General features: G+C 45.3%; 16 protein-coding genes. 5 read left to right on the forward strand and 11 right to left on the reverse strand.

Annotated elements, in window-relative coordinates; translation table 11 throughout:
• Positions 1–258: 258 nt before the first annotated feature.
• The gene (locus PFZ69_RS06760) at positions 259–1,374 is read right to left on the reverse strand and encodes an NAD(P)/FAD-dependent oxidoreductase (protein WP_270180244.1); all 1,116 of its coding nucleotides are present in this window, start codon (positions 1,372–1,374) and stop codon (positions 259–261) included.
• Positions 1,375–1,598: 224 nt separating this feature from the next.
• Between PFZ69_RS06760 and PFZ69_RS06765 the strand changes: the two genes are divergently transcribed.
• Complete coding sequence (locus PFZ69_RS06765) at positions 1,599–3,371, forward strand: metallophosphoesterase family protein (RefSeq protein ID WP_270180245.1); 1,773 nt, start codon at positions 1,599–1,601, stop codon at positions 3,369–3,371.
• A 48-nt stretch (positions 3,372–3,419) separates the two neighbouring features.
• On the opposite strand, the gene PFZ69_RS06770 is transcribed toward PFZ69_RS06765, so the two are convergent.
• The 7 genes from PFZ69_RS06770 to nadB all read right to left on the reverse strand — a co-directional run bounded on the left by PFZ69_RS06770 (position 3,420) and on the right by nadB (position 10,400).
• Positions 3,420–3,806, reverse strand: coding sequence for a DoxX family protein (locus PFZ69_RS06770; protein ID WP_270180246.1), 387 nt, complete (start codon positions 3,804–3,806; stop codon positions 3,420–3,422).
• Between the two features lie 81 nt (positions 3,807–3,887).
• Positions 3,888–4,079 carry a hypothetical protein gene (locus tag PFZ69_RS06775; RefSeq protein WP_270180247.1) on the reverse strand — a complete coding sequence of 64 codons (192 nt, stop codon included), beginning with the start codon at positions 4,077–4,079 and terminating at the stop codon, positions 3,888–3,890.
• Between the two features lie 14 nt (positions 4,080–4,093).
• Positions 4,094–5,884, reverse strand: a complete 1,791-nt coding sequence (locus tag PFZ69_RS06780; protein ID WP_270180248.1) for a S9 family peptidase — start codon at positions 5,882–5,884, stop codon at positions 4,094–4,096.
• Between the two features lie 173 nt (positions 5,885–6,057).
• Complete coding sequence (cysQ, locus tag PFZ69_RS06785; RefSeq protein ID WP_270180249.1) at positions 6,058–6,897, reverse strand: 3'(2'),5'-bisphosphate nucleotidase CysQ; 840 nt, start codon at positions 6,895–6,897, stop codon at positions 6,058–6,060.
• Between the two features lie 65 nt (positions 6,898–6,962).
• Positions 6,963–8,066 (reverse strand): quinolinate synthase NadA, encoded by a 1,104-nt coding sequence (gene nadA / locus PFZ69_RS06790; protein ID WP_270180250.1) that lies wholly within the window; start codon positions 8,064–8,066, stop codon positions 6,963–6,965.
• Positions 8,063–8,905, reverse strand: a complete 843-nt coding sequence (nadC, locus tag PFZ69_RS06795) for a carboxylating nicotinate-nucleotide diphosphorylase (protein WP_270180251.1) — start codon at positions 8,903–8,905, stop codon at positions 8,063–8,065. The genes nadA and nadC overlap by 4 nt, the downstream gene beginning before the upstream one ends.
• Positions 8,862–10,400 carry an L-aspartate oxidase gene (gene nadB, locus PFZ69_RS06800; RefSeq protein ID WP_270180252.1) on the reverse strand — a complete coding sequence of 513 codons (1,539 nt, stop codon included), beginning with the start codon at positions 10,398–10,400 and terminating at the stop codon, positions 8,862–8,864. Before nadB ends, nadC begins: the two co-directional genes overlap by 44 nt.
• A 112-nt stretch (positions 10,401–10,512) precedes the next feature.
• On the opposite strand from nadB, the gene PFZ69_RS06805 reads away from it, so the two are divergent.
• Complete coding sequence (locus PFZ69_RS06805) at positions 10,513–11,655, forward strand: IscS subfamily cysteine desulfurase (protein WP_270180253.1); 1,143 nt, start codon at positions 10,513–10,515, stop codon at positions 11,653–11,655.
• A gap of 81 nt (positions 11,656–11,736) precedes the next feature.
• Here PFZ69_RS06805 and PFZ69_RS06810 read toward each other — a convergent pair whose 3' ends face one another.
• The 3 genes from PFZ69_RS06810 to PFZ69_RS06820 all read right to left on the reverse strand — a co-directional run bounded on the left by PFZ69_RS06810 (position 11,737) and on the right by PFZ69_RS06820 (position 16,254).
• The gene (locus PFZ69_RS06810; RefSeq protein ID WP_270180254.1) at positions 11,737–13,254 is read right to left on the reverse strand and encodes a cell wall-binding repeat-containing protein; all 1,518 of its coding nucleotides are present in this window, start codon (positions 13,252–13,254) and stop codon (positions 11,737–11,739) included.
• Between the two features lie 187 nt (positions 13,255–13,441).
• On the reverse strand, positions 13,442–14,542 hold the full coding sequence (locus PFZ69_RS06815) for an acyltransferase (protein ID WP_270180255.1): 1,101 nt from the start codon (positions 14,540–14,542) through the stop codon (positions 13,442–13,444).
• Between the two features lie 263 nt (positions 14,543–14,805).
• On the reverse strand, positions 14,806–16,254 hold the full coding sequence (locus PFZ69_RS06820) for a cell wall-binding repeat-containing protein (RefSeq protein WP_270180256.1): 1,449 nt from the start codon (positions 16,252–16,254) through the stop codon (positions 14,806–14,808).
• A gap of 267 nt (positions 16,255–16,521) precedes the next feature.
• Between PFZ69_RS06820 and PFZ69_RS06825 the strand changes: the two genes are divergently transcribed.
• Genes PFZ69_RS06825 through PFZ69_RS06835 form a run of 3 tightly spaced genes read left to right on the forward strand, consistent with a single transcriptional unit; the run spans position 16,522 to position 19,954 of the window.
• Entirely contained in the window at positions 16,522–17,178 is a 657-nt protein-coding gene (locus PFZ69_RS06825) for a GntR family transcriptional regulator (protein WP_270180257.1), read from the forward strand.
• Between the two features lie 13 nt (positions 17,179–17,191).
• Entirely contained in the window at positions 17,192–18,550 is a 1,359-nt protein-coding gene (gabT, locus tag PFZ69_RS06830; protein ID WP_270180258.1) for a 4-aminobutyrate--2-oxoglutarate transaminase, read from the forward strand.
• A gap of 12 nt (positions 18,551–18,562) precedes the next feature.
• On the forward strand, positions 18,563–19,954 hold the full coding sequence (locus PFZ69_RS06835) for an APC family permease (protein WP_270180259.1): 1,392 nt from the start codon (positions 18,563–18,565) through the stop codon (positions 19,952–19,954).
• Positions 19,955–20,075: the final 121 nt, after the last annotated feature.

Raw genomic sequence — 20,075 nt, forward strand, 5'->3', positions numbered from 1 at the left:
ATTTACTAGTTTACTATTTTCTACGTAAATTCCTATTTAACACTAGTATTGAAGGCTTTATATATAGTGCAGAACGGGATAAGTGAGCATAAAGAACTACCAATGCAGCGTTAGATGAAGAGTTATAAAATCGTTCGTTATATTGTACATTTGAACACTAGAAGGTATACCAACATTAACGCAACTAATTTTGTTCTCCAAAGTGAACAAAGTCCTTCGACACCAATCGAGCAAAACCGGGTGGTGACAGGCACCACCCTACTCGAATGCTCTCCTCGGATCATACTCTCCTAAGTCTAGCTCTGTTTCTTCCTTCGCGATCAATCGAGCTACCTCCGCTCCAAGAAATGGGCCACTCGTTAAACCGGATGCACCAAGTCCATTCACAACATAGAGCCCGTTCACATTCGGTACGGCACCAGCGATAGGAAGATTACCAGGCGTAAACGGGCGAAAGCCAACTTTCGTTTCTACGTACGCGCTCCCTTCTAATCCTGGCGCAACTTTCAGTGCTCGTTCAATAATATGATGAATCCCGCCCATCGTCACCCGTTCGTCAAACCCCGCTTCATCTTCCTGCGTTGCACCGACAACGATCCTTCCATCTTCAAAAGGCAAGAAGTATTGAACGAATGGTGGCATTACGATCGGCCAGTCACCAGTCTCTGTTCCTGGCAGCTGTAAATGAACGATCTGAGCCTTCTGAGGCGAAACATGGAATTTCATCCCGAGTGGTTCGATCAATTCCTTCGCCCACGCTCCCCCGGTCACGATGACTTCGTCAGCAAGATGCTCTTTATCATCAACGAACACACCTTTGATTTGGGTGCCCTCCCATTTCAATGAAGCGTCGCCTCGAATCACTTGTGCACCATTTTTTTCTGCCGCTCGTATGAGAGCGTCCCTGAGCGCAGCTCCGTCGATCCTTGCTGCTCCTCCGACGTACACCGCTCCAAACCGATCAGAGAGAGGTGGAAACATCTCTTTCGTTTCTTCTTTCGATAATTTCTTTACCTCACCCATTTCAGGTGTATCTCTTCTCCGCTCGAGCGCCATATTCAACTTTTTTTCTAATTTCGTTTCACCAGAATATATATTGATTGCTCCAACTCGCTTATAGCCAGTCTCACGTTCTCCATCTTTTCTTAGTGCTTCAATCAACGTTGGATAATACCTCGCCCCCGCTTCCACAAGTCTATAAAACGGCCCGTTCTTTCGATTCGTAAGCCAAGGACAGACGATACCTGCCGCAGCTTCCGTTGCCTGTCCACGATCGTTTCGGTCGATCAGGGTAACGGCGAACCCTTTTTTAGTGAGGTGATAGGCCGTAGATGCTCCAACAATACCTGCCCCGATGACAATAACTGATTTCATGACATACACCTTTTCTTCTTCTGTCTGTGTAGCTATTTTACAGGATAACCTTCATCCCCTCAATTCACCCTAATCATCCATAAATTGGTTCAATCAAACGTTTGATTAACTAAAATTCAGAAGGATTTACATTTTAATAGGCGTTTTGTAATCGCTTGTTAACACAGGATTTACACATGTTCGTTACAATGAGGCTGACTTCATAAAAGGAGGCAATACATTAGATGCACAAGCTAAAAGCAGTTTTTGCAATCATCATGATGCTAGTATTGATCGCACCATTTTCTGCTTTATCAGCAGCAGAAAGTTCAATAGATACAGTCGGAAAGCGTGACGGAGGGATTGGCAACACGACGAATTTTACCGACCTTGCACCGAACGTTTCGGTTGATAAAAAGATCAACGATATCATCTATCCCCTTTTCGCTACACCCGCAATAAAGAAAAAGGGTCAGGTCTTAACGATGCAGATCGATACCCACGGGAAAGAAGCTGCTAGTTGGGATGTCCTATTAAAACCAAACAGTAATTCAGCGATAACAGAAACTCATAACCTACCAGTGAAAGATATCTCGATCGGGAAATCACATTGGAAGGATAGTGAGAAAATCTATGATGTGACTGTTACGATTCCTGAAGACATACCCGAAGAGCTCTATGATTTACAGGTTGAGTATACAGCGAATGGTCAGCGTCATTCCGATGAGCAGCCCCATTCAGTCAACGTTGTCGATGAGTTTGAAAAAGACTTTGAGTTTTTACACCTGACAGACACACATATCGGTTCGCCTCGTAATCTAGGTAACCAAGATGATGTTTCCACAGTAGACCCTGGTCGAACGAAGGAAGCTGGCATGTGGAGCCCTAAGGAAGAGGATCGCTGGCTTTACCTTCAAAAAGCGATTAAAGAAGTGAATTTGAAGAATCCAGATTTCGTAGTCGTGACGGGAGATTTGATGTATGGGCAGATGAACCCGCAAGAATACATCTATGAATATGAAGAAACGTACCGCATGCTTCAACAGCTGGAAGTCCCAGTGTACCTTGTTCCAGGTAATCACGATTACTACGCGCAAGATGCGACACTAGCAGACGGAGCGAAATATTGGGAACAGTATTTTGGACCACAATACTTCTCATTCGACTACGGTCCTTACGCTCACTTCATCGGATACAACTCATTCGACTGGCACAAGTTTGACCGTCAAGGACACGGAACGGTGTCGGTTCCAACTTGGGGCGGACAAATTCGTGAGAAGCAGCTCGATTGGGTAAAGCAAGATCTTGAGAAAAATGCTCAAACCGCACAGCCAAACCAAATTAGAGGGCTATTCTCTCACCATAATCCGCTATGGCGAGACCGTGACATCTGGCCAAAAGAAGATCCTGATGTACAAAAGTACTGGGAGCAATATGACGCGAAACACAACCCTCAGTCGTTAGAAACACTAGTACTTGGAGAAAAGCTAGGCATTCAATATGATCAGCAGTGGCACGGCGAAAACGCCCATGAACTGATCGATGTGATGAAGCAGCACAACGTGGACATTAGCTTACATGGTCATACTCACATCGATAACGTTACGGAAGAAGACGGTATCCTTTATACAACATCGACTTCTCTCGAGCTTAGCGGTAAGCCATACGTCGGCTTCCGTCCACTTGAAGTAAAAGATGGCGAGATTGTGAATTATAACTACCAGGATCCTCATCACTCTGTACCTGTTTACGAGAATGGTGATACGGAGAGCGGTGTGATGTCTCTTGAATCCAGCTATAAAAATAGCAATGATGGGCATGCATCCGATCAAACAGCGACGATCACAAATCGTCTTGATAAAGCAATGACAGTAACGGTTCCATTTTATTTAGTAAAAGGGGACTACAGCGTTTCTGAAGGAACTGTAACGCAAAACACTGCATCTGGAGACAAACAGCACATTGAAGTTGAAATCACGGTACCTGCGAAGAGCTCAAAGGAGATCGTCGTAAAATAAGCAGAAAGAGCTTATAAGGCATTCGCCTATAAGCTCTTTTTCTTTGTACTATGATTTTTTCGAAGCCGCAGCCCAAAGAACCCACCAGATCAAAAGCGGTTGAAAGAGAAGTCTGATCCACAGTAGTGTCTCATTCGCTTCTTGCTGACCTGGAGCTGGTATCCCAGCGATGGCGGCATAAATATTCGCTGGAAAAATCGCCACCAGATAAACCGCTGTCCAAAAGCGTGCTTGCTTTCGTGTAGCAGGCAGCAGAAGGAGAACCGCAAGAAGAATTTCTATGATCCCCGTTACATAGATAATTCCTAAGCGAAACGGCACCCACTCTGGCAGCATGGCGGCAAACCCTTCCCCTTGAGCAAAGTGAGCAACACCAGCGAATATGAAAAAGAGTGCAAATAAGACAAGTGCAATGATGCGTATGATGTGCTTCATAATGATCTCCTTTTTTGGTGATACACCTATTGTAACGCTTGGAGATCTAGTAATCAGCTAATGAGGCTTGCCTATTCCCTCTCACGACTTATCCTTAGTTTCTGGAATACTAATAAAAAAATTCAACAGTTGGTTAACACATTCTTCACTAGTAAACTTTCCGTTCCCCGTCTTGACCATCTGCAGGTTAGCATACGTGATCATGAGCGCACTCTTTGCGTCTGATCCGTCTAACTCCGTAATCCGTTTCTTCATTTGTTCCAAACTTAGCATGGCGTTCTTCCTTCCTAACGTGTTGAAATGCATTCATCAAAAAACGTTAACACTTTTCGATAAACGCTCATCTCATTTTCTTTTTTTGAGAATCCGTGTCCTTCATCATCTAAAACGAGGTAATCTACCTTTCTACCTTTTTGCTTTAACGCCTCGACGATCTGATCGGATTCTGCTTTCACGACGCGTGGATCCATCGCTCCCTGAATGACGAGCATCGGTTTTGTCATCGTAGAAAGATACGTATGAGGGGATGCCTCAATCAACTTATCTTTGTCTGTGATCGGGTCACCGACTAGCTTCTTCGTCGCTGGTTTCCAGTGCTCAGGCACTGTATCGAGGAAACTGAACAAATTACTAGGACCAAAAATATCGACGACTGCTTTAAAATAGTCTGGGTGTCTTCCGTGTAGAAGAAGCGCCATGTAACCGCCGTAGCTACCGCCCATCAATAGGATCTTATCCCGGTCGACATGGCCTTCATTGACTAACCATTCGATTCCATGAACATTATCGAGACGTGGACCATTTCCCCAATCACCTTCTACCATTCGCTTAAAAGTGAGCCCGTACCCTGTTGAACCACGGAAGTTCGGCGCAAAAATACTATACCCTCTGTGAAGCAGGAATTGAAACAGTGAGCGGAAAGATGCTCGTTCAGCAACTTGAGGACCTCCGTGCGGCCAAAAGATCACATGACCGTTACTATTTTCCTCTTTTGCTTTAAAATACTGTGCCTCGATTTCAAGCCCGTCAAATGACGAGTACGTTACAACGTTTGGTTCTACCATATCTTCTTTTGCTACACCAGGTACGGTGTAGTTTGTAAGGCTCGTCCACCCTCGGTCTGTTTTTTTATAAATATTAGACGGAACTGTAGGAGAGCTCCCCTGAACATAGACGCCCCCTTTACCACCAACGATCACCTTCTCAATCACGTTTACAGGCGTTTCGATTTTCTCGAGTTTTTCAGAATCAATCTGAAACTGATAGAAATAATCTTGAACACCTTTTTCGCTCGTGAGATAGAGTGTGTGACTCTCACGGTCAAATACGATGTCCGTAAAACTTTCACTCTCTAACTGAAGCACTTTTTGAAACGCCTTCGACTCAAGATCGAACTTCGCCAAGTATGAAAAATCTTCGCCGTAGTTCGTTACTAAATACACAACGGTTTCTGAAGTGAAAACCGCACCATCAAAGGTATGCTCGGTGTCTTTGTCAGGCGTTAATAGAATGTGTTCATCGTCACGCTTCACGTAAGGCAGTGAGTATGTATTCGTATAAAATTCTCCATAGAGAAAGCTTTTCTCTTCGGGACTTTTATCGAAAAGAAACACCATGGCGTCCTTACCCTCTAGAACCGTTTCTTCTTCTCCTGTTTCAAGGTTATAAGAGTAAGCATTCAAAAACGTTTCGTTTTCTTTGTTCGATGTATAATAAAGGCGCTTGCTATCGTCGGATAGAAACGGCATATCATGGCGATGCCCTTCTGCTTCTCTTAGAGCTTTCACCTTTCCACCATATGTAGGAATCGCATAGATCTGTCCGTTCTCATCACCGTCTCGATCCATTACTGCCACGATAAAAGATCCGCTTTTATCATAAAAGACCTCCTGACAGCCCTGGTTCTCAAATGATATTGGGTACGGAAAAGTGTGTGGAAGATCCATCGCCCATAAATTAAACGTTCCATTTAAGTTTGTACTGAATACCATCTGCTTTTCATCTGGACTAACAGCAAATGTCTGAATGCCTAGCGTTTGAAAAAATTGTTCTACATTTGGCTTTTCAAATTCAATCATTTCGTGATCCCTCCAAGTATAATTGCTGCAACCTGTATACCTATTTCGAAACTGAGAGAGAAACTCCTTTTCCGTTAACAAATATATCCAAATAAAAGATGAACTTCCTAATGTGGAAGTTCATCTTCTAAGTGTTAGATCAAAGCTTCAGTTACTCTTTCGTGTAGAGGCAACTACCTCAATCCCTGCCTCCAGACAATAAACCAGGGGTTCGTTAAGTCCTTCTTGTTATATTCAAGGTGCCTGTCACCTGTCGAATTTGTCGAATGAACCACTTTGCCACCTGCACCCTGAACAACGGCATGACCTGCTGCGGTATCCCACTCCATCGTTGGAGCGAAGCGTGGATAGACATCCGCCGCTCCTTCAGCAACGAGACAAAGCTTCAGTGAACTACCTGCTGATGCGACAGCCACTTTTCCATACTGCTCCTTCAAACCATCTAGGAACTCCTTCGTTTCAGGTGATGGATGGGAGCGGCTCGCTACTGCTGTGATCGTCCCTTCCTTTCGTACGTGTAAAGGAAGACGGTGACCACTTTCGCTTTCGATCAAAGACTTATAGGAAGAATAGCTCCCCTCTGAAACCTTCTCGATCTTATAAGACCCTCTATCTCCATCCCCAACATACACTGTGTCACTCACTGGTACATAAACGACGCCAAAAACAGGTTTCCCCTTATGAATAAGAGCGATGTTTACCGTAAATTCTCCGTTTCGTTTAATAAACTCCTTCGTGCCATCGAGCGGGTCGACAAGCCAGAAACGTTCCCATTTCTGACGCTCATCGTACCCGAGATGACTTCCTTCTTCACTCAGAATCGGGTAATCTACGATAAGCGCGTTCAATCCCTTTACGATCGTGTCATGCGACAACTTGTCAGCGACCGTTAAAGGCGATGCATCGCTCTTTTTCTCAATTTGAAAATCACTGCTTCCATAAACCTTCATAATCGCTTTTCCAGCATTCACTGAGGTATGAATAACGTTAAGTAAGTCCGTATCACTTACCAATGCGCCCACTCCTTTCCGAAGTCATGGTGAGGCACACCTCATCCCTACTACTGTATGCAAAGGGGCTACGCGCGTTCTAACATGCGATTCAACGCATCCTTTGCAAACTTCGCCGTCTTTTCATCCACTGATATTTGGTTCGTTTTCCTACCGGCGAGAACTTCTTCAAGAGACCAAAGAAGGTGAGGTAGGTCGATGCGATTCATCGTAAGACATGGGCACATATTCGGATTCAGTGACACGATGTTTTTATCAGGATGGTCCTGAATAATACGATTCACGAGATTCATCTCTGTACCGATTGCCCATGACGAGCCTGATGGTGCTCGCTCAATCGTCTCGATGATCATCTTCGTAGATCCTGCGAAATCAGATTTCTGTACGACTTCAAATGTGCACTCAGGGTGAACGATGACGTTCACACCTGGCATGTCACGACGTACTTGTGCAATATTATCGAACGTGAACTTTTCATGAACAGAACAATGCCCTTTCCATAGAATCACCTTCACATTCTCGTAATCTCCGTCATACTCAAGACGATCTGAGATCGGATCCCACACCGCCATCGCTTCTAGTGGAATGCCAAGGTCGTACGATGTATTTCGTCCTAAATGCTGGTCAGGTAAAAAGAGAATGCGCTCTTTTTGCGTGAACGCCCACTCGACCATAGCCGTGGCATTTGATGACGTTACAGTCGCTCCGCCGTTCTCCCCAACAAACGACTTGATCGCTGCGGTCGAATTCACGTACGTTAACGGAAGGATGGTCTCACCGAATGACTCCGTCAACATTTTCCATGCGCGCTCGGTCTGATGGATGTCGGCCATATCAGCCATCGAACAGCCTGCCCTCATGTCTGGAAGAATGACCGTTTGATGTTCCTCTGTTAAAATATCTGCCGTCTCCGCCATGAAATGGACCCCGCAAAAGACGATCGTCTCTGCTTTCTTATTTTTCGCGGCTAGCTGAGCAAGCTGCAGCGAATCCCCCGTATCATCCGCAAATTGAACGACCTCATCTTTTTGATAGTGATGAGCAGGCAAATAAAGACGGTCGCCGAGCTCCTTCTTGATCTCACGCACGCGCTGAACCATCTCTTCTTCTGATAGCGCGTGATACCTCTCTGGAAGGCCAACCGGCTTCGTTAATGCATCTAGTATACTCATAGCTTTTCCCCCTTCATTCGAAGACTAATATCTAGACTTTTAACAGAGTGCGTGAGACATCCGAGTGAAATCATATCGACGCCACAATCCTTATAATCAATAAGGTTATCGAGCGTAATACCACCCGACACTTCTGTCACGATCGACTTTGGCACGAGTCGATTATAAAAAGTCGCTTCATCTGGTGAACAGTTATCAAACATGATGATGTCTGCGTTCGCCTCAACTGCTTCCCTAACCTCTTCTTCGGTACTCGTCTCCACTTCGATCTTCGTCATATGACCGACCTTTTTTCGCACTGCTTCAACGGCGTGTTGAATACTTCCGCACTGTGCAATATGGTTATCTTTCAACATGACTCCGCCATCAAGCGTGATGCGATGATTTACCCCTCCGCCACAGCGAACGGCATATTTCTCGAGCATCCGCAGCCCTGGCGTCGTTTTCCGAGTATCACAGACGCGGGTAGGTGAATCACTGAGCAAGTAAACGGCATGACTCGTCATCGTTGCTATTCCACTCATCCGCTGAATCAAGTTCAGTATGACGCGTTCACCCGTGAGAATCGCTTTTACCTGACCCTTAACCCGTGCAATCACATCTCCACTTTGTACGCGTTCCCCATCTTGCACGTACAGCTCAATAGAACAACTTCCGTCTAACATGTGAAAGCCTAGCTCGATCACATCTTGACCACAAAATACGCCATCTTCCTTCGCTATGAACTCTGCAACACCTTTTTCCGTTGAATCGAATAGCAGCTCACTCGATAGGTCTCCTACACCGATATCTTCATTAAAAAATTGCTCGAGATTTTTTCTCAGTAGTAATCCATTCATCTTCAAAGATCCCCCTGGTTATCCTTTTTTGCTGGAAATGCTGTTTTGGTAGAGGAAAATCAGAACGAAAATGTCCTCCACGACTTTCAGTCCGCATATATGCTGACGTCGCCATCAGCCAGCTTGTTTGGAGCATGTTGAACGTCGTGATCTCCTCAATACTCGAGGCAGGTTTCTTCCTGCTAGTTTGATAGAATTCGAACGCAGCGATCGCTGATGAGAGCCCAGCTTCATGTCTCGTAATACCCACGTGATCATTCATTAAGTTCCGCAACATGCAGGGCTCTGGCAGGGACCATGGTATGTGAAGAGGTTGAAAACGGGCATCTAAATTCAGCCGAACAGGCTTATGATTTCGTATCCAAGTCGCCGCCTCATTCGCAAAGACGACCGCTTCAAGAAGGGAGTTACTCGCGAGTCGATTCGCACCGTGAACACCAGTGTTCGCCACTTCCCCAATCGCAAAAAGGTTCTCGACCGTAGTTCTTCCGTAACGATCCGTTTCCACCCCACCCATCAAAAAATGTGCTCCTGGCTGGACAGGAACTTTTTTTGATGAAGCACCGTCTCGTGTTAGGTACGATGCGATCGTTGGAAAACGTTGATCAAAGTTAGGTACGGAGGAAATGTCGAGATATACCGGAGTCTGCTCTTCATAGATGGCGCGAGCTACGACGTCTCTTGGCGCGAGATCAAGAAGTTCGTGCTTTCCTTCCATCAATCGCTCCCCTTTTGACGTAACCAAAACGCCGCCTTCGCCTCTTACTGCTTCGGATATGAGATAGGTGGTATCACCCGCATATATCGTTGGGTGAAACTGCATGAACTCAAGATCAGAAACGCGCGCTCCTGCTCGGTAAGCCATCGCGATGCCGTCACCTGTCACCGACGCATCGTTTGACGTAACGGGGTAAAGCTGCCCCGCGCCGCCGGTAGCAAGGATGACGTGATCTGCTTTTACTGTGAGCTGTTTTCCCTCACCATCCATAAACCAGGCACCTGTACAGGCTCCGTTTTCAACGATGAGATCGACCGCAACATGATGTTCGATGATCGTACAGCTCTCTTTTACTCTTTTTAAAAGCGTTCCTACGAGCTCTTTACCAGTCGCATCACCGCCGGCATGCAGTATTCTAGGCACACGATGTGCACCTTCAAGGCATCTCGAGTAAGACCCATCACGGTTTCGGTCGAACGTTACACCTAGGTCGATCAAATCTTGAATTCGCTCGCCGCCTTTTTTTACTAAAAGCTCTGTTAACTCCTCATTATTATGAAAAACACCCGCTTGAATCGTATCGAAAAAATGATCTCCCCAACGATCATCATCCGACGTGACCGCCGCGATGCCACCTTGCGCAAGCCTGGAATTGCTTTGTCCTAGCTTAGACTTTGTGATAACCGTCACATTCTTATCCGCAGAGAGAAGCTCAGCAGTCAACAAGCCTGCCACCCCACTACCAATAACAAGTACTTCTGTATAAAAGTTACCCATGTTACCTTCTCCTAAATTGATGTTGTCCTCTGTAAAGTTTACATGTGTCTTGACACTAATAGTTACATAGATTTAAATAAAGTACAAGACAGAACTTTATGAGGAGAGCGAAATGATTTATTTGGACTATGCAGCGACTACCCCGATGTCAGACCTCGCAATCGAGGTTTACACGAAGGTAGCACGCACGTATTTTGCGAATTCACAAAGCCTTCACGATGAAGGAACTTCTGCTGCTCAGCTCTTAGAAGTAGCGAGGCAAACCATCGCACAAACGATCAACGGACACCCTTCAGGCGTGTACTTTACATCCGGAGGCACGGAATCAAATATTCTAGCGATACGAGGACTAGCTAAAAAGCATACTTCAGGTCACATGATTACTGCGAAGGCTGAACATTCTTCCATCCTCCATACATTTCAACAGCTCGAAAAAGATGGATTCGACGTCACGTATCTCTCGTATGATGACACTGGTAGGCTCAAGTTGGATGACCTGATCGAAGCGATTCGAGACGATACGATTCTTGTATCGATCGCTCACGGAAACAGCGAAATCGGAACGCTTCAGCCAATCGAAGAAATCGGAAAGGAACTCATGGAAAGAGGGATTCCATTTCATACGGATGCGGTCCAAACGTTCGGCAAACTACCTGTCGATGTCAAAGAGATGCATCTTACCGCTCTCTCCGTATCTTCACATAAACTATACGGACCTAAAGGCGTAGGAGCATGCTACATCGATCCGTCACAGTCATGGCAAGCAAGCTTACCCGGAACCATTCATGAAAAAGGATTTCGACCGGGTACAGTGGATGTACCAGGGATTTTCTCCTTTACAGCAGCGGTAGAAGAAGCGACCACAAATATGGAGCTCGCTCATCAGCAAAGTAAGACGTTAAGAGACTTTTTACTGAGTGAGTTGAACGGAGCAGATGTGGTCATCGAAGGTGGAGATGATAAAGGGCTTCCTCATATCGTAGGACTGCGGCTGAAAGGAATCGAAGGACAGTACGTGATGAATGAACTGAATCAAAAAGGAATCGCCGTCTCAACAGGCTCCGCATGTTCGATCGGACAGCAAAACCCTTCCAAAACATTAAAAGCGATCGGACGAACCGATGACGAAGCAAGAGAACTCGTTCGAATCAGCTTTGGTAGGCACACGACGAAAGAAGAGTTAGAAAAGACAGCATTAGTGATCCGCAGCATACTAAGCACACGGCATTACACTTCACAGGCACCACCCGGATAATGTCGAAAAAACACCGATCATCCTAACGATGATCGGTGTTTTTCATACAAGTCTTATTTTCTCTACCCTCTACAAAACGGGCTACCGCAAATACTCCTCAAGCACACGGTCATTATTTTTCATATACGTCGCGATGTTCTTTCCTACATAACGTAAGTGCCAAGGCTCATACTTGTAGCCTGTCACATGCTCTTCTCCTGCAGGGTAACGGATGATGAACCCATATTCATGTGCATGCGCATCGACCCATTTCCCTTCATCGGTGTATGCGAATTCTTCGACCAATCTATAATCTACATCCGGACTCGTCACATCCATTGCTAGACCGGTTTGGTGCTCGCTATGACCAGGCTTTGCACTTACTCGATTCGCATACTCTTCTCCATGTTCCTCAACATTTCGTTCATAGATTCGCTTTTGTCGTTCATACGAGCGATAGCCTGATTGTGCATAGAGGTCAAGTCCTGCTCTCTCTGCTCCATCAAACAATGCTTCCAAGTGAGCAACAGCAATTGTGTTCATCTTCCGCTTATTGTGTTCATAATCGAACGGAAACGGAACGTTCGGTTCCTCTAACTCTGCAGGAACATACGTTGATGGTAAATCACGCTGCTTGTTCACTAACAACAGTTGGATCGGTAACGAAACTTCCGTATCGACGTATTCATCGATCGCGCCATAGCCCCCAAGGACCGTAAACTTCGTTAATCCTTTATCAGCTATATAAAGCTTCGCAGGATTCGGTACGTAGTTTTTTTCGATCAACAGGAGAGAGTCATCTGTTTTTGCCGCTAAAACGGAACCAGCTAATGCATCTGCAAAATCCATACCAGTTGCTAAATAGACTTCATCTGCACTGCCTTGTGGGAATGCGTCCGCAACAGCACGGGAAGTTTCATAACGATCACTCCCAGCAATTCGCATCGAATTTGGAATATCCTCCTCTACGTCATTCGGGATAACTCCAGTGCCTCCGATTACATAATTTCGTTCATTTGATTCAATGCGGTTTTCTGTAACAGCTGGAATGCTATCTTCTAACGTGAGTAAAATTGGATAACCTCTGTATGCTGCATAAGGTGCGATCGATAACGCATCTGGAAAATTCTCACCACTCACAACGGCCGCTTTTCCACTTGCCTCCATTCGGTCAGCGATCAACGCTGCCGTCTCAAACCGATCGCTTCCTGAAATCCGCTCCACTTTTAAATTCATTTCATCTTCTATGTATGCTTCCACGTCATGAGAGACTGCTCCAGACCCTCCGAGTATGATTATGTTGGTCGGATTTAACCGCTGAATTTCTTTCTTAGTCGCGTTTGATAGCTTCGTAGATTGCGTTAGCAAAATCGGTGCATTTTCTTGATAAGCAAGAGGTGTTCCGGCGAGGGCATCAGGGAAGTCATTTGCTCTTGATAAAACCACCGTGTCACTACCATCAGGCCAACCTTTCTTTGATACCTCAACAGCCGTTTCGATTCGATCGCTTCCAGAGATTCGATCGATCTCCACCGCTTCAGCCATTTTAGGGAACGATAGAACTAGTGCCATAAGTCCAATTCCCCATAGTAAGCTTACGCCAAATTTGTGTGTAAGCATATTTAATCACCCCATAGTCCCCGTTCCCGTAATATTTGTAATAAAACTATCATCACAGGCGAATTCTAAAATTAGTAAAACCTTACCATCAACAAGTATGTAAACAAAAAAGAACCCTCACGTAAGGGCTCTTCCTTAGTTCTATATAGTTGTTCGACAGCTTGTAACAAATATCGGGTGGTACCTGTCACCTTACGCTTAATGTCATCTCCGGCTTTGGTTCTCTTTCTTTGTAAACAGGTTTCTTCTTCGCTGGTACCGTGATCACATAGTGATTTAGCGGGAATAGCTGGAGAACTTTGATAAAGCCGATCGACGTTGCAAGAATAACCGCAAACATAAACGGTGCTGTTTCAGTCGTCCATACGCTCTCAGGAAGCGTTCTTGAATACATAAAGATCACGAGTGGATGGACGAGATAAATTCCCATCGATAAATTTCCAAGCATCGCAAAGAATTTTTCAATCCAACCTACTTTCTTCACAACCTGGTACATGCCGATGACCATTACCGTCATGACCGGAATGTTGATCATGTTGGTCCATCGATTGTTCCCGATCGAACCCTTTGCTTTGTATTCGTAAACAGCCAGCAAGATCAAAGCAGCAAAGCCTACGAAGCCAAACCAGTTCAGCTTCTTACCGAATTTCTGGATCGAATCCCAGTTATAAGCTAAAAATCCTCCAAATACGAAGAAGAAGATCCACTTCGTCAGCATCGCTCGTTGTTCCATCAGCTGACTTACCACCGTGACATTCTCAGGTGAATAGAGGTAGACAAAGTAATAGTTAGCAAAAATTGCGAGTACGAGCGCAATCCACCAACCGAGCTTCGTACGAATAAGCTGTAACAATGGAAAGATCAAGTAAAACTGAAAAACGACTGACATGAAGTAAAGATGATAAAACGAGTTTCCCATCGCGAAATCAACGACAAACCGCTTCCAGTCAGTAAAGATATCGACTTGCAGTACGAACTTCATCAGCGCAAGGTATACGACACTCCAAATTAAGAATGGCATGCCGATTTTTACCATGCGAGAATGGTAGAATCGCTTCGCATCAAAACCCTTTTTCTTTACTTGAAGGAAAAGCAAAAATCCACTGATGACCGCAAATATCGGTGTCCCAAAACGACCGATCTGGTTAAAAAACTCCGTATATTCAGTAAACGTATTGCCGTGCTTTGAATAGTAGATGCCGGTCACATGAACAGCTAAAACAAATAGACAGGCAATCGCACGTAAAAAATGTATCTCATTTATATAACCTGATTTATTATTCTTCATAGGTGTCACGTCCTGTTGAAAATAGTAGCGTTACGCCAGAATCCAAAATACTACATCATTCGACATAACGCTATTATTATAACGAATGTTCGCCTACTATCTAGCTTTTAGCGTTATTTTTCATAGAAAAGTAATCTTTCTGTTATTTAATTTTGTGAAAATGACAGATATGACGTACAAACAATGGTAACAAAAGGATTACTTTCACTTTTTTTCAAAAAAAGAAGAACGAGCTACTCAAAGCTCGTTCCAAAGTTCACGTTTTATTCAAACCCCAAAATATCCTCCTCAACACCCGGTCCAACAGCTCCACTTCCGCCTAAGATCGTGTAAAAAGTAGTGTTCTCTTCTTTAAAGAAGGCCTTCGTCCCAGATGGCAAACGATTTTTCATCGTCAAGATCGTTGGCTCTCCGTAGTTTGCGGCAAGAACGGATCCTGTAAGAGCATCCGCGAATCCTTCGCCAGTCGCGAGGAATACACCCGTTGTCGGCATGTTCAGCTCTTTCGTGATGGAAATCGACGTTTCATAACGGTCTTTGCCTTTTAAGCGAGTCGGGGAAGGCAATTGATTTTTCACCTTCTCACTGATCGCACCCGTTCCACCGATCACATACGTTTTTGTATAGGAGGACATCGCATCCTTCGTCGCTTTTGAAAGCTCGTTTTTATCCGTTAAGAATATTGGAAGGCCATACATCGCAGCATATGGCGCGATGGAAAGTGCATCAGGAAAGTTCCCTCCGTAAGCGACAACTGCTTGTTTTGTTGGTAGTAACTCATCTGCGATCGCTGCTGCCGTCTCATAGCGATCTTTGCCTTTTAACCGCTCGACTTCAAGCCCCATCTTATTTCGCAAGTCGTTTTCAACATCCGCTGAAACGGCACCTGTTCCTCCTAAAATCGTAACCTTCTTCACACCAAAATCTCGTATTAATTCTCCCACTCGACTATCAAGCTTTGCTTTAGGCGTTAGTAGAATCGGTGCATCTAATTGAAATGCAAGAGGCGCACCTGCTAGCGCGTCTGGAAACGTTGAGCCAGTAGCAAGAACAACGTTATCTGTTCCATATGGCCAGCCGTACTCAGCAATTTCTATCGCCGTTTCATAGCGGTCTTTACCAGAGAGACGCTCAATATACTCGGTGTTAAAGGCAGAAAGAGCATACATACCGTCTGTTCCTCCACCGTTTAGATCGACTGCTCCTATATAGTACGTTCCTTCAGGAATCGTATAAATCTGCACCTGAGTGCCGTCGTCGTAAACCTCATACAGATCAGGTTCGAGCCACTCTCCATAAGCATCAGCTACCAGGTATCCTAAGTCTACGCTCGATTGTGAAGAGCCAACTACGACGAGCTCTATAGGATTATTGACTTGGATTTGATAGAAATCTACGTCTTCCCAATCAAATGTACCGTATACAACGTCTTCCATATGAAGGATGTTCGCTTCATTAAACTCATCATTCGGCTCATTCTCTAAATAGTCACCTAGTGTTTTGACACTCGTTGGATCTTTTGAAAGCTTTTGTTTTAGATGAGCTTCAATCTTTTCTTTCTCTTCCTTAGAGAAAGAAGTACTTTTGTCCTGTTTTACTTTGGATATCTCTTCTTTTAACTCAGACGTGCCATTTGCTGCAGACGCGTCCGTCCAGGTAAATCCGCTGAATACTAAAATCCCAAATAATAGCCATGATAGTGTTTTCCTCACTCGCTCATCCCCGCCTCTTCTCCCAGATTATGTAACATAGACTCATTATATAGGTGAATAGCACCACAATCCATGTAAGGTACTGTCGAACGATGATTTAGGTACATACTACCATAATATGGTTCGACAAAAACCGGGTGGTGACAGGCACCGCATTCTTTATTTTCTGAAAATACTAGAAATTTAGAATAAATTGGGTTATCATGGCAAATAACAGCGAAGAAATTGTATACAATACATGAACACAATCGAGAGGGATCAATAAAAATGAAAAAAAAACGAAACGAAGAACTTGCGTACGAGAAAGTAAAGCGAGCAATCATGCTCAAGAAGTTAAACCCAGACCAGCGCGTAACAGAGGAATGGCTAAGCCAGGAATTGAAAATGAGTCGGACTCCAATTCGCTCTGCCTTTAAACGCCTCGAGAGTGAAGGCCTTCTCACGCTGATCCCTCATCGAGGGGCATTCGTGTGCAACCCTTCTGACAAAGAGCTCGAGGATGTGTTTCGCCTGCGCGTCGTCATCGAACGGTATGCTGCTGAGCTAGCAATCGAAAACATGACAGATGAAGACGTTGTTGAGATGGAGAAGTTATTGAAGCGTGAGCTTGAGGCATATGAATCAAAGGATTTTGAGGCATTTCTAACCATCAACTCCCTCATTCACGCCTTCCCTGCTAAACTCTCAAACAACACGTTTCTACTTCAGGAAATCGAGCGTTTAAACCAATGGTCCGATTGCTACCTGATCTTGAAAGACGAATTTTATACCATACCAACTGAAGAAGCGAAGTCTATCCCTGAACATCATGCGATCTTAGAAGCTTTTCGAAACCGAGATGTAGACAAGATGTGCGATGAGATTGAAACTCACTTACTTTCAACACTCGACGACTTGTCTGAACGCAAATCTATTTTTAGCTAAGGAGAGATTTTCTATGAGACATGCATCGATCAATACCCCTCTTCCAGGGCCAAAAGCTAGTGACTTATTAGAACGCAGGAAAAAAATCGTTCCTGACGCGGTTAGTTACGGCGTTCCAACTTTTGCTAGAGAAGCACATGGGGCAAAAGTTACGGACGTCGATGGCAATACGTTCATCGATTTTGCTGGGGCAATCGGTACGATCAACGTTGGCCACTGCCATCCAAAAGTGAAGGATGCGCTTCATGATCAAGTAGAAAAGTACATCCACACTGGTTTTAACGTCATGATGTACGAGCCATACATCGCCCTAGCTGAAAAGTTAGCTGAACTCGCACCTGGCGCGCACGATAAAAAAGTTCTTCTCCAAAACAGCGGAGCTGAAGCTGTAGAAAACGCAGTGAAAATCGCTAGAAAGTACACTGGTCGCCAGGCGATCGTCACATTTGCGAACGCTTTCCATGGTCGAACGCTTATGACGATGTCGATGACAAGCAAAGTTAAACCATACAAATTCGGCTTCGGACCATTTGCTCCAGAAGTGTACAAAGCTCCTTTCCCTTACACATATCGCCGGCCTGCGACTATGACAGAAGAAGAATATAGTGCACATATGATTGAACAGTTCAAAGACTTTCTAATAAGAGACGTCGCTCCAGAAACGATCGCAGCAGTTGTGATGGAGCCTATTCAAGGGGAAGGCGGGTTCATCGTACCTGACAAAGCCTTTGTTAAGGCTGTTAGAGAAATATGCGCTGAGCACGGCATTCTTTTTATAGCGGACGAAATTCAAACAGGCTTTGCAAGAACAGGTACCTACTTCGCATCTGAGCATTTTGATATTACTCCTGATCTCATCACCGTATCGAAGTCACTTGGTGCAGGCATGCCGATTAGTGGCGTGATCGGCCGACAAGAAGTGATGGATGCTGCGAACGGTGGTGAGCTAGGTGGAACATACAGCGGAAACCCATTAGCATGTCGCGCTGCTCTCGCTGCGATCGATGTGATTGAAGAAGAGAAACTGAACGATCGCGCAAACGAAGTCGGTCAAAAAGTAAAAGATGCCTTCCACCAATTGTCTCAAGAAGTAAATTGTATCGGCGATATCCGCGGAATCGGAGCGATGGTTGCAGTTGAAATCGTGAGCGACTTAGAAAAGAAAACACCTGCTAAAAGCTTAGCCGCTCAAATGATTTCTACCGCTCAACAGCAAGGACTTCTCGTACTTGGAGCAGGCGTCTATGGCAACGTCATCCGCTTCCTCATGCCGCTCGTTATTACGGATGAGGAGCTTGACGAAGGCTTGTCCATCATTTCAGACGCAGTTCGAACGGTTTGGAATAGCACGTTAGTCACTTCAGAAGGATAGGAGGTTTCAAGCATGCAAGAAGGACAACAGTTAAAGAAAGTTCTATCGAGGTTCGACCTCCTCTTCCTCGCACTAGGTGCGATGCTCGGTTGGGGATGGGTCGTGTTATCTGGTACTTGGATTACATCCGCTGGCTCGTTCGGGGCCGTTTTAGCATTCTTGATCGGAGGATTTCTAGTCGTCTGTGTGGGACTGAACTACGCTGAACTCGCCTCCGCCATGCCAAAGGCTGGTGGAGAGCATGAATATGTGCATAGAGCACTCGGGGAAAATATGTCCTTCATCGCGTCATGGGCCATCACACTAGGGTACGTGTCGGTCGCAACGTTTGAAGCCGTTGCGTTACCGACCGTCATCGACTACCTCATCCCTGATTACCAGTCTGGTTACTTATGGACCGTTGCAGGATGGGATGTTCATCTAAACTGGGTATTGATCGGCTCAGGTGGGGCACTCATCATCACCGCGATCAATTACATAGGACTTAAGCAAGCAGCTGCCATGCAGACATTTTTCACGATCGTCATCATTGGCGTCGGACTTCTTTTAATATTCGGGTCAGGTATCCACGGGGATCCATCGAACCTCGCTCCCGCTTTCGTTGGAGGAGCCGGTGGTATCATGACCGTGCTCGTCATGGTCCCATTTTTATTCGTAGGATTCGATGTCATTCCTCAGGTTGCTGAAGAAGCGAACTTGCCACAACGTCAGATCGGCATGTTCCTTGTCGTTTCCGTAGTAGGTGCAATCTTGTTCTACCTTGCGATTGCGCTTGGGGTTGGACTTGGGCTCAATCAAGAGCAGCTAGCCGTAACAGAACTCGCATCAGCAGACGCAATCGCAAGCTTATTCGGATCAGACCTATTTGCTCAGATCTTAATCATTGGTGGTGTAGCTGGGATCATCACGAGCTGGAACTCGTTCGTCATCGGAGGAAGTCGTGTTCTTTACGCGATGGCAAAGTCCGGTATGCTCCCAGCATGGTTTGGACGACTGCATCCAAAGTTCAATACGCCTTCAAACGCCGTGTTATTCATCGGAATCTTGTCTATGCTAGCACCGCTATTAGGACGTTCTGCGCTCGTCTGGATCGTCGATGCTGGCGGACTTGGAATCGTTGTTGCATATTTCCTTGTCGCACTATCATTCATTGTCCTTCGTAAAAGAGAGCCGAATATGGAGCGTCCTTTCCGGGCTGCAAAATCGCCGGTTTACGGTTACCTTGCACTCATCCTTAGCTTCGGTTTCATCACACTCTACTTACCAGGTATGCCAGCGTCTCTCATCTGGCCATACGAATGGATTATGTTTGCCGGCTGGGCAATCGTCGGATTGTATTTCTTTATGAGGATGAGGAAAGGCGTTTATAAAGAAGTGAGCGCAGAACAAAACAAAACATTTTAGTGAGGGTGCCTGTCACCGCCCGTTTCATGTCGAATAGCTTCAGCCAAGGCTGAAGCTATTTTTCTATTCATTTGAACAGCCTAAAGGTCATTCGACAAATACCGGGTGGTACCTGTCACTC

The organism is Alkalihalobacillus sp. CinArs1, assembly GCF_947387515.1.
Taxonomy (GTDB): Bacteria; Bacillota; Bacilli; order Bacillales; family Guptibacillaceae; genus Guptibacillus.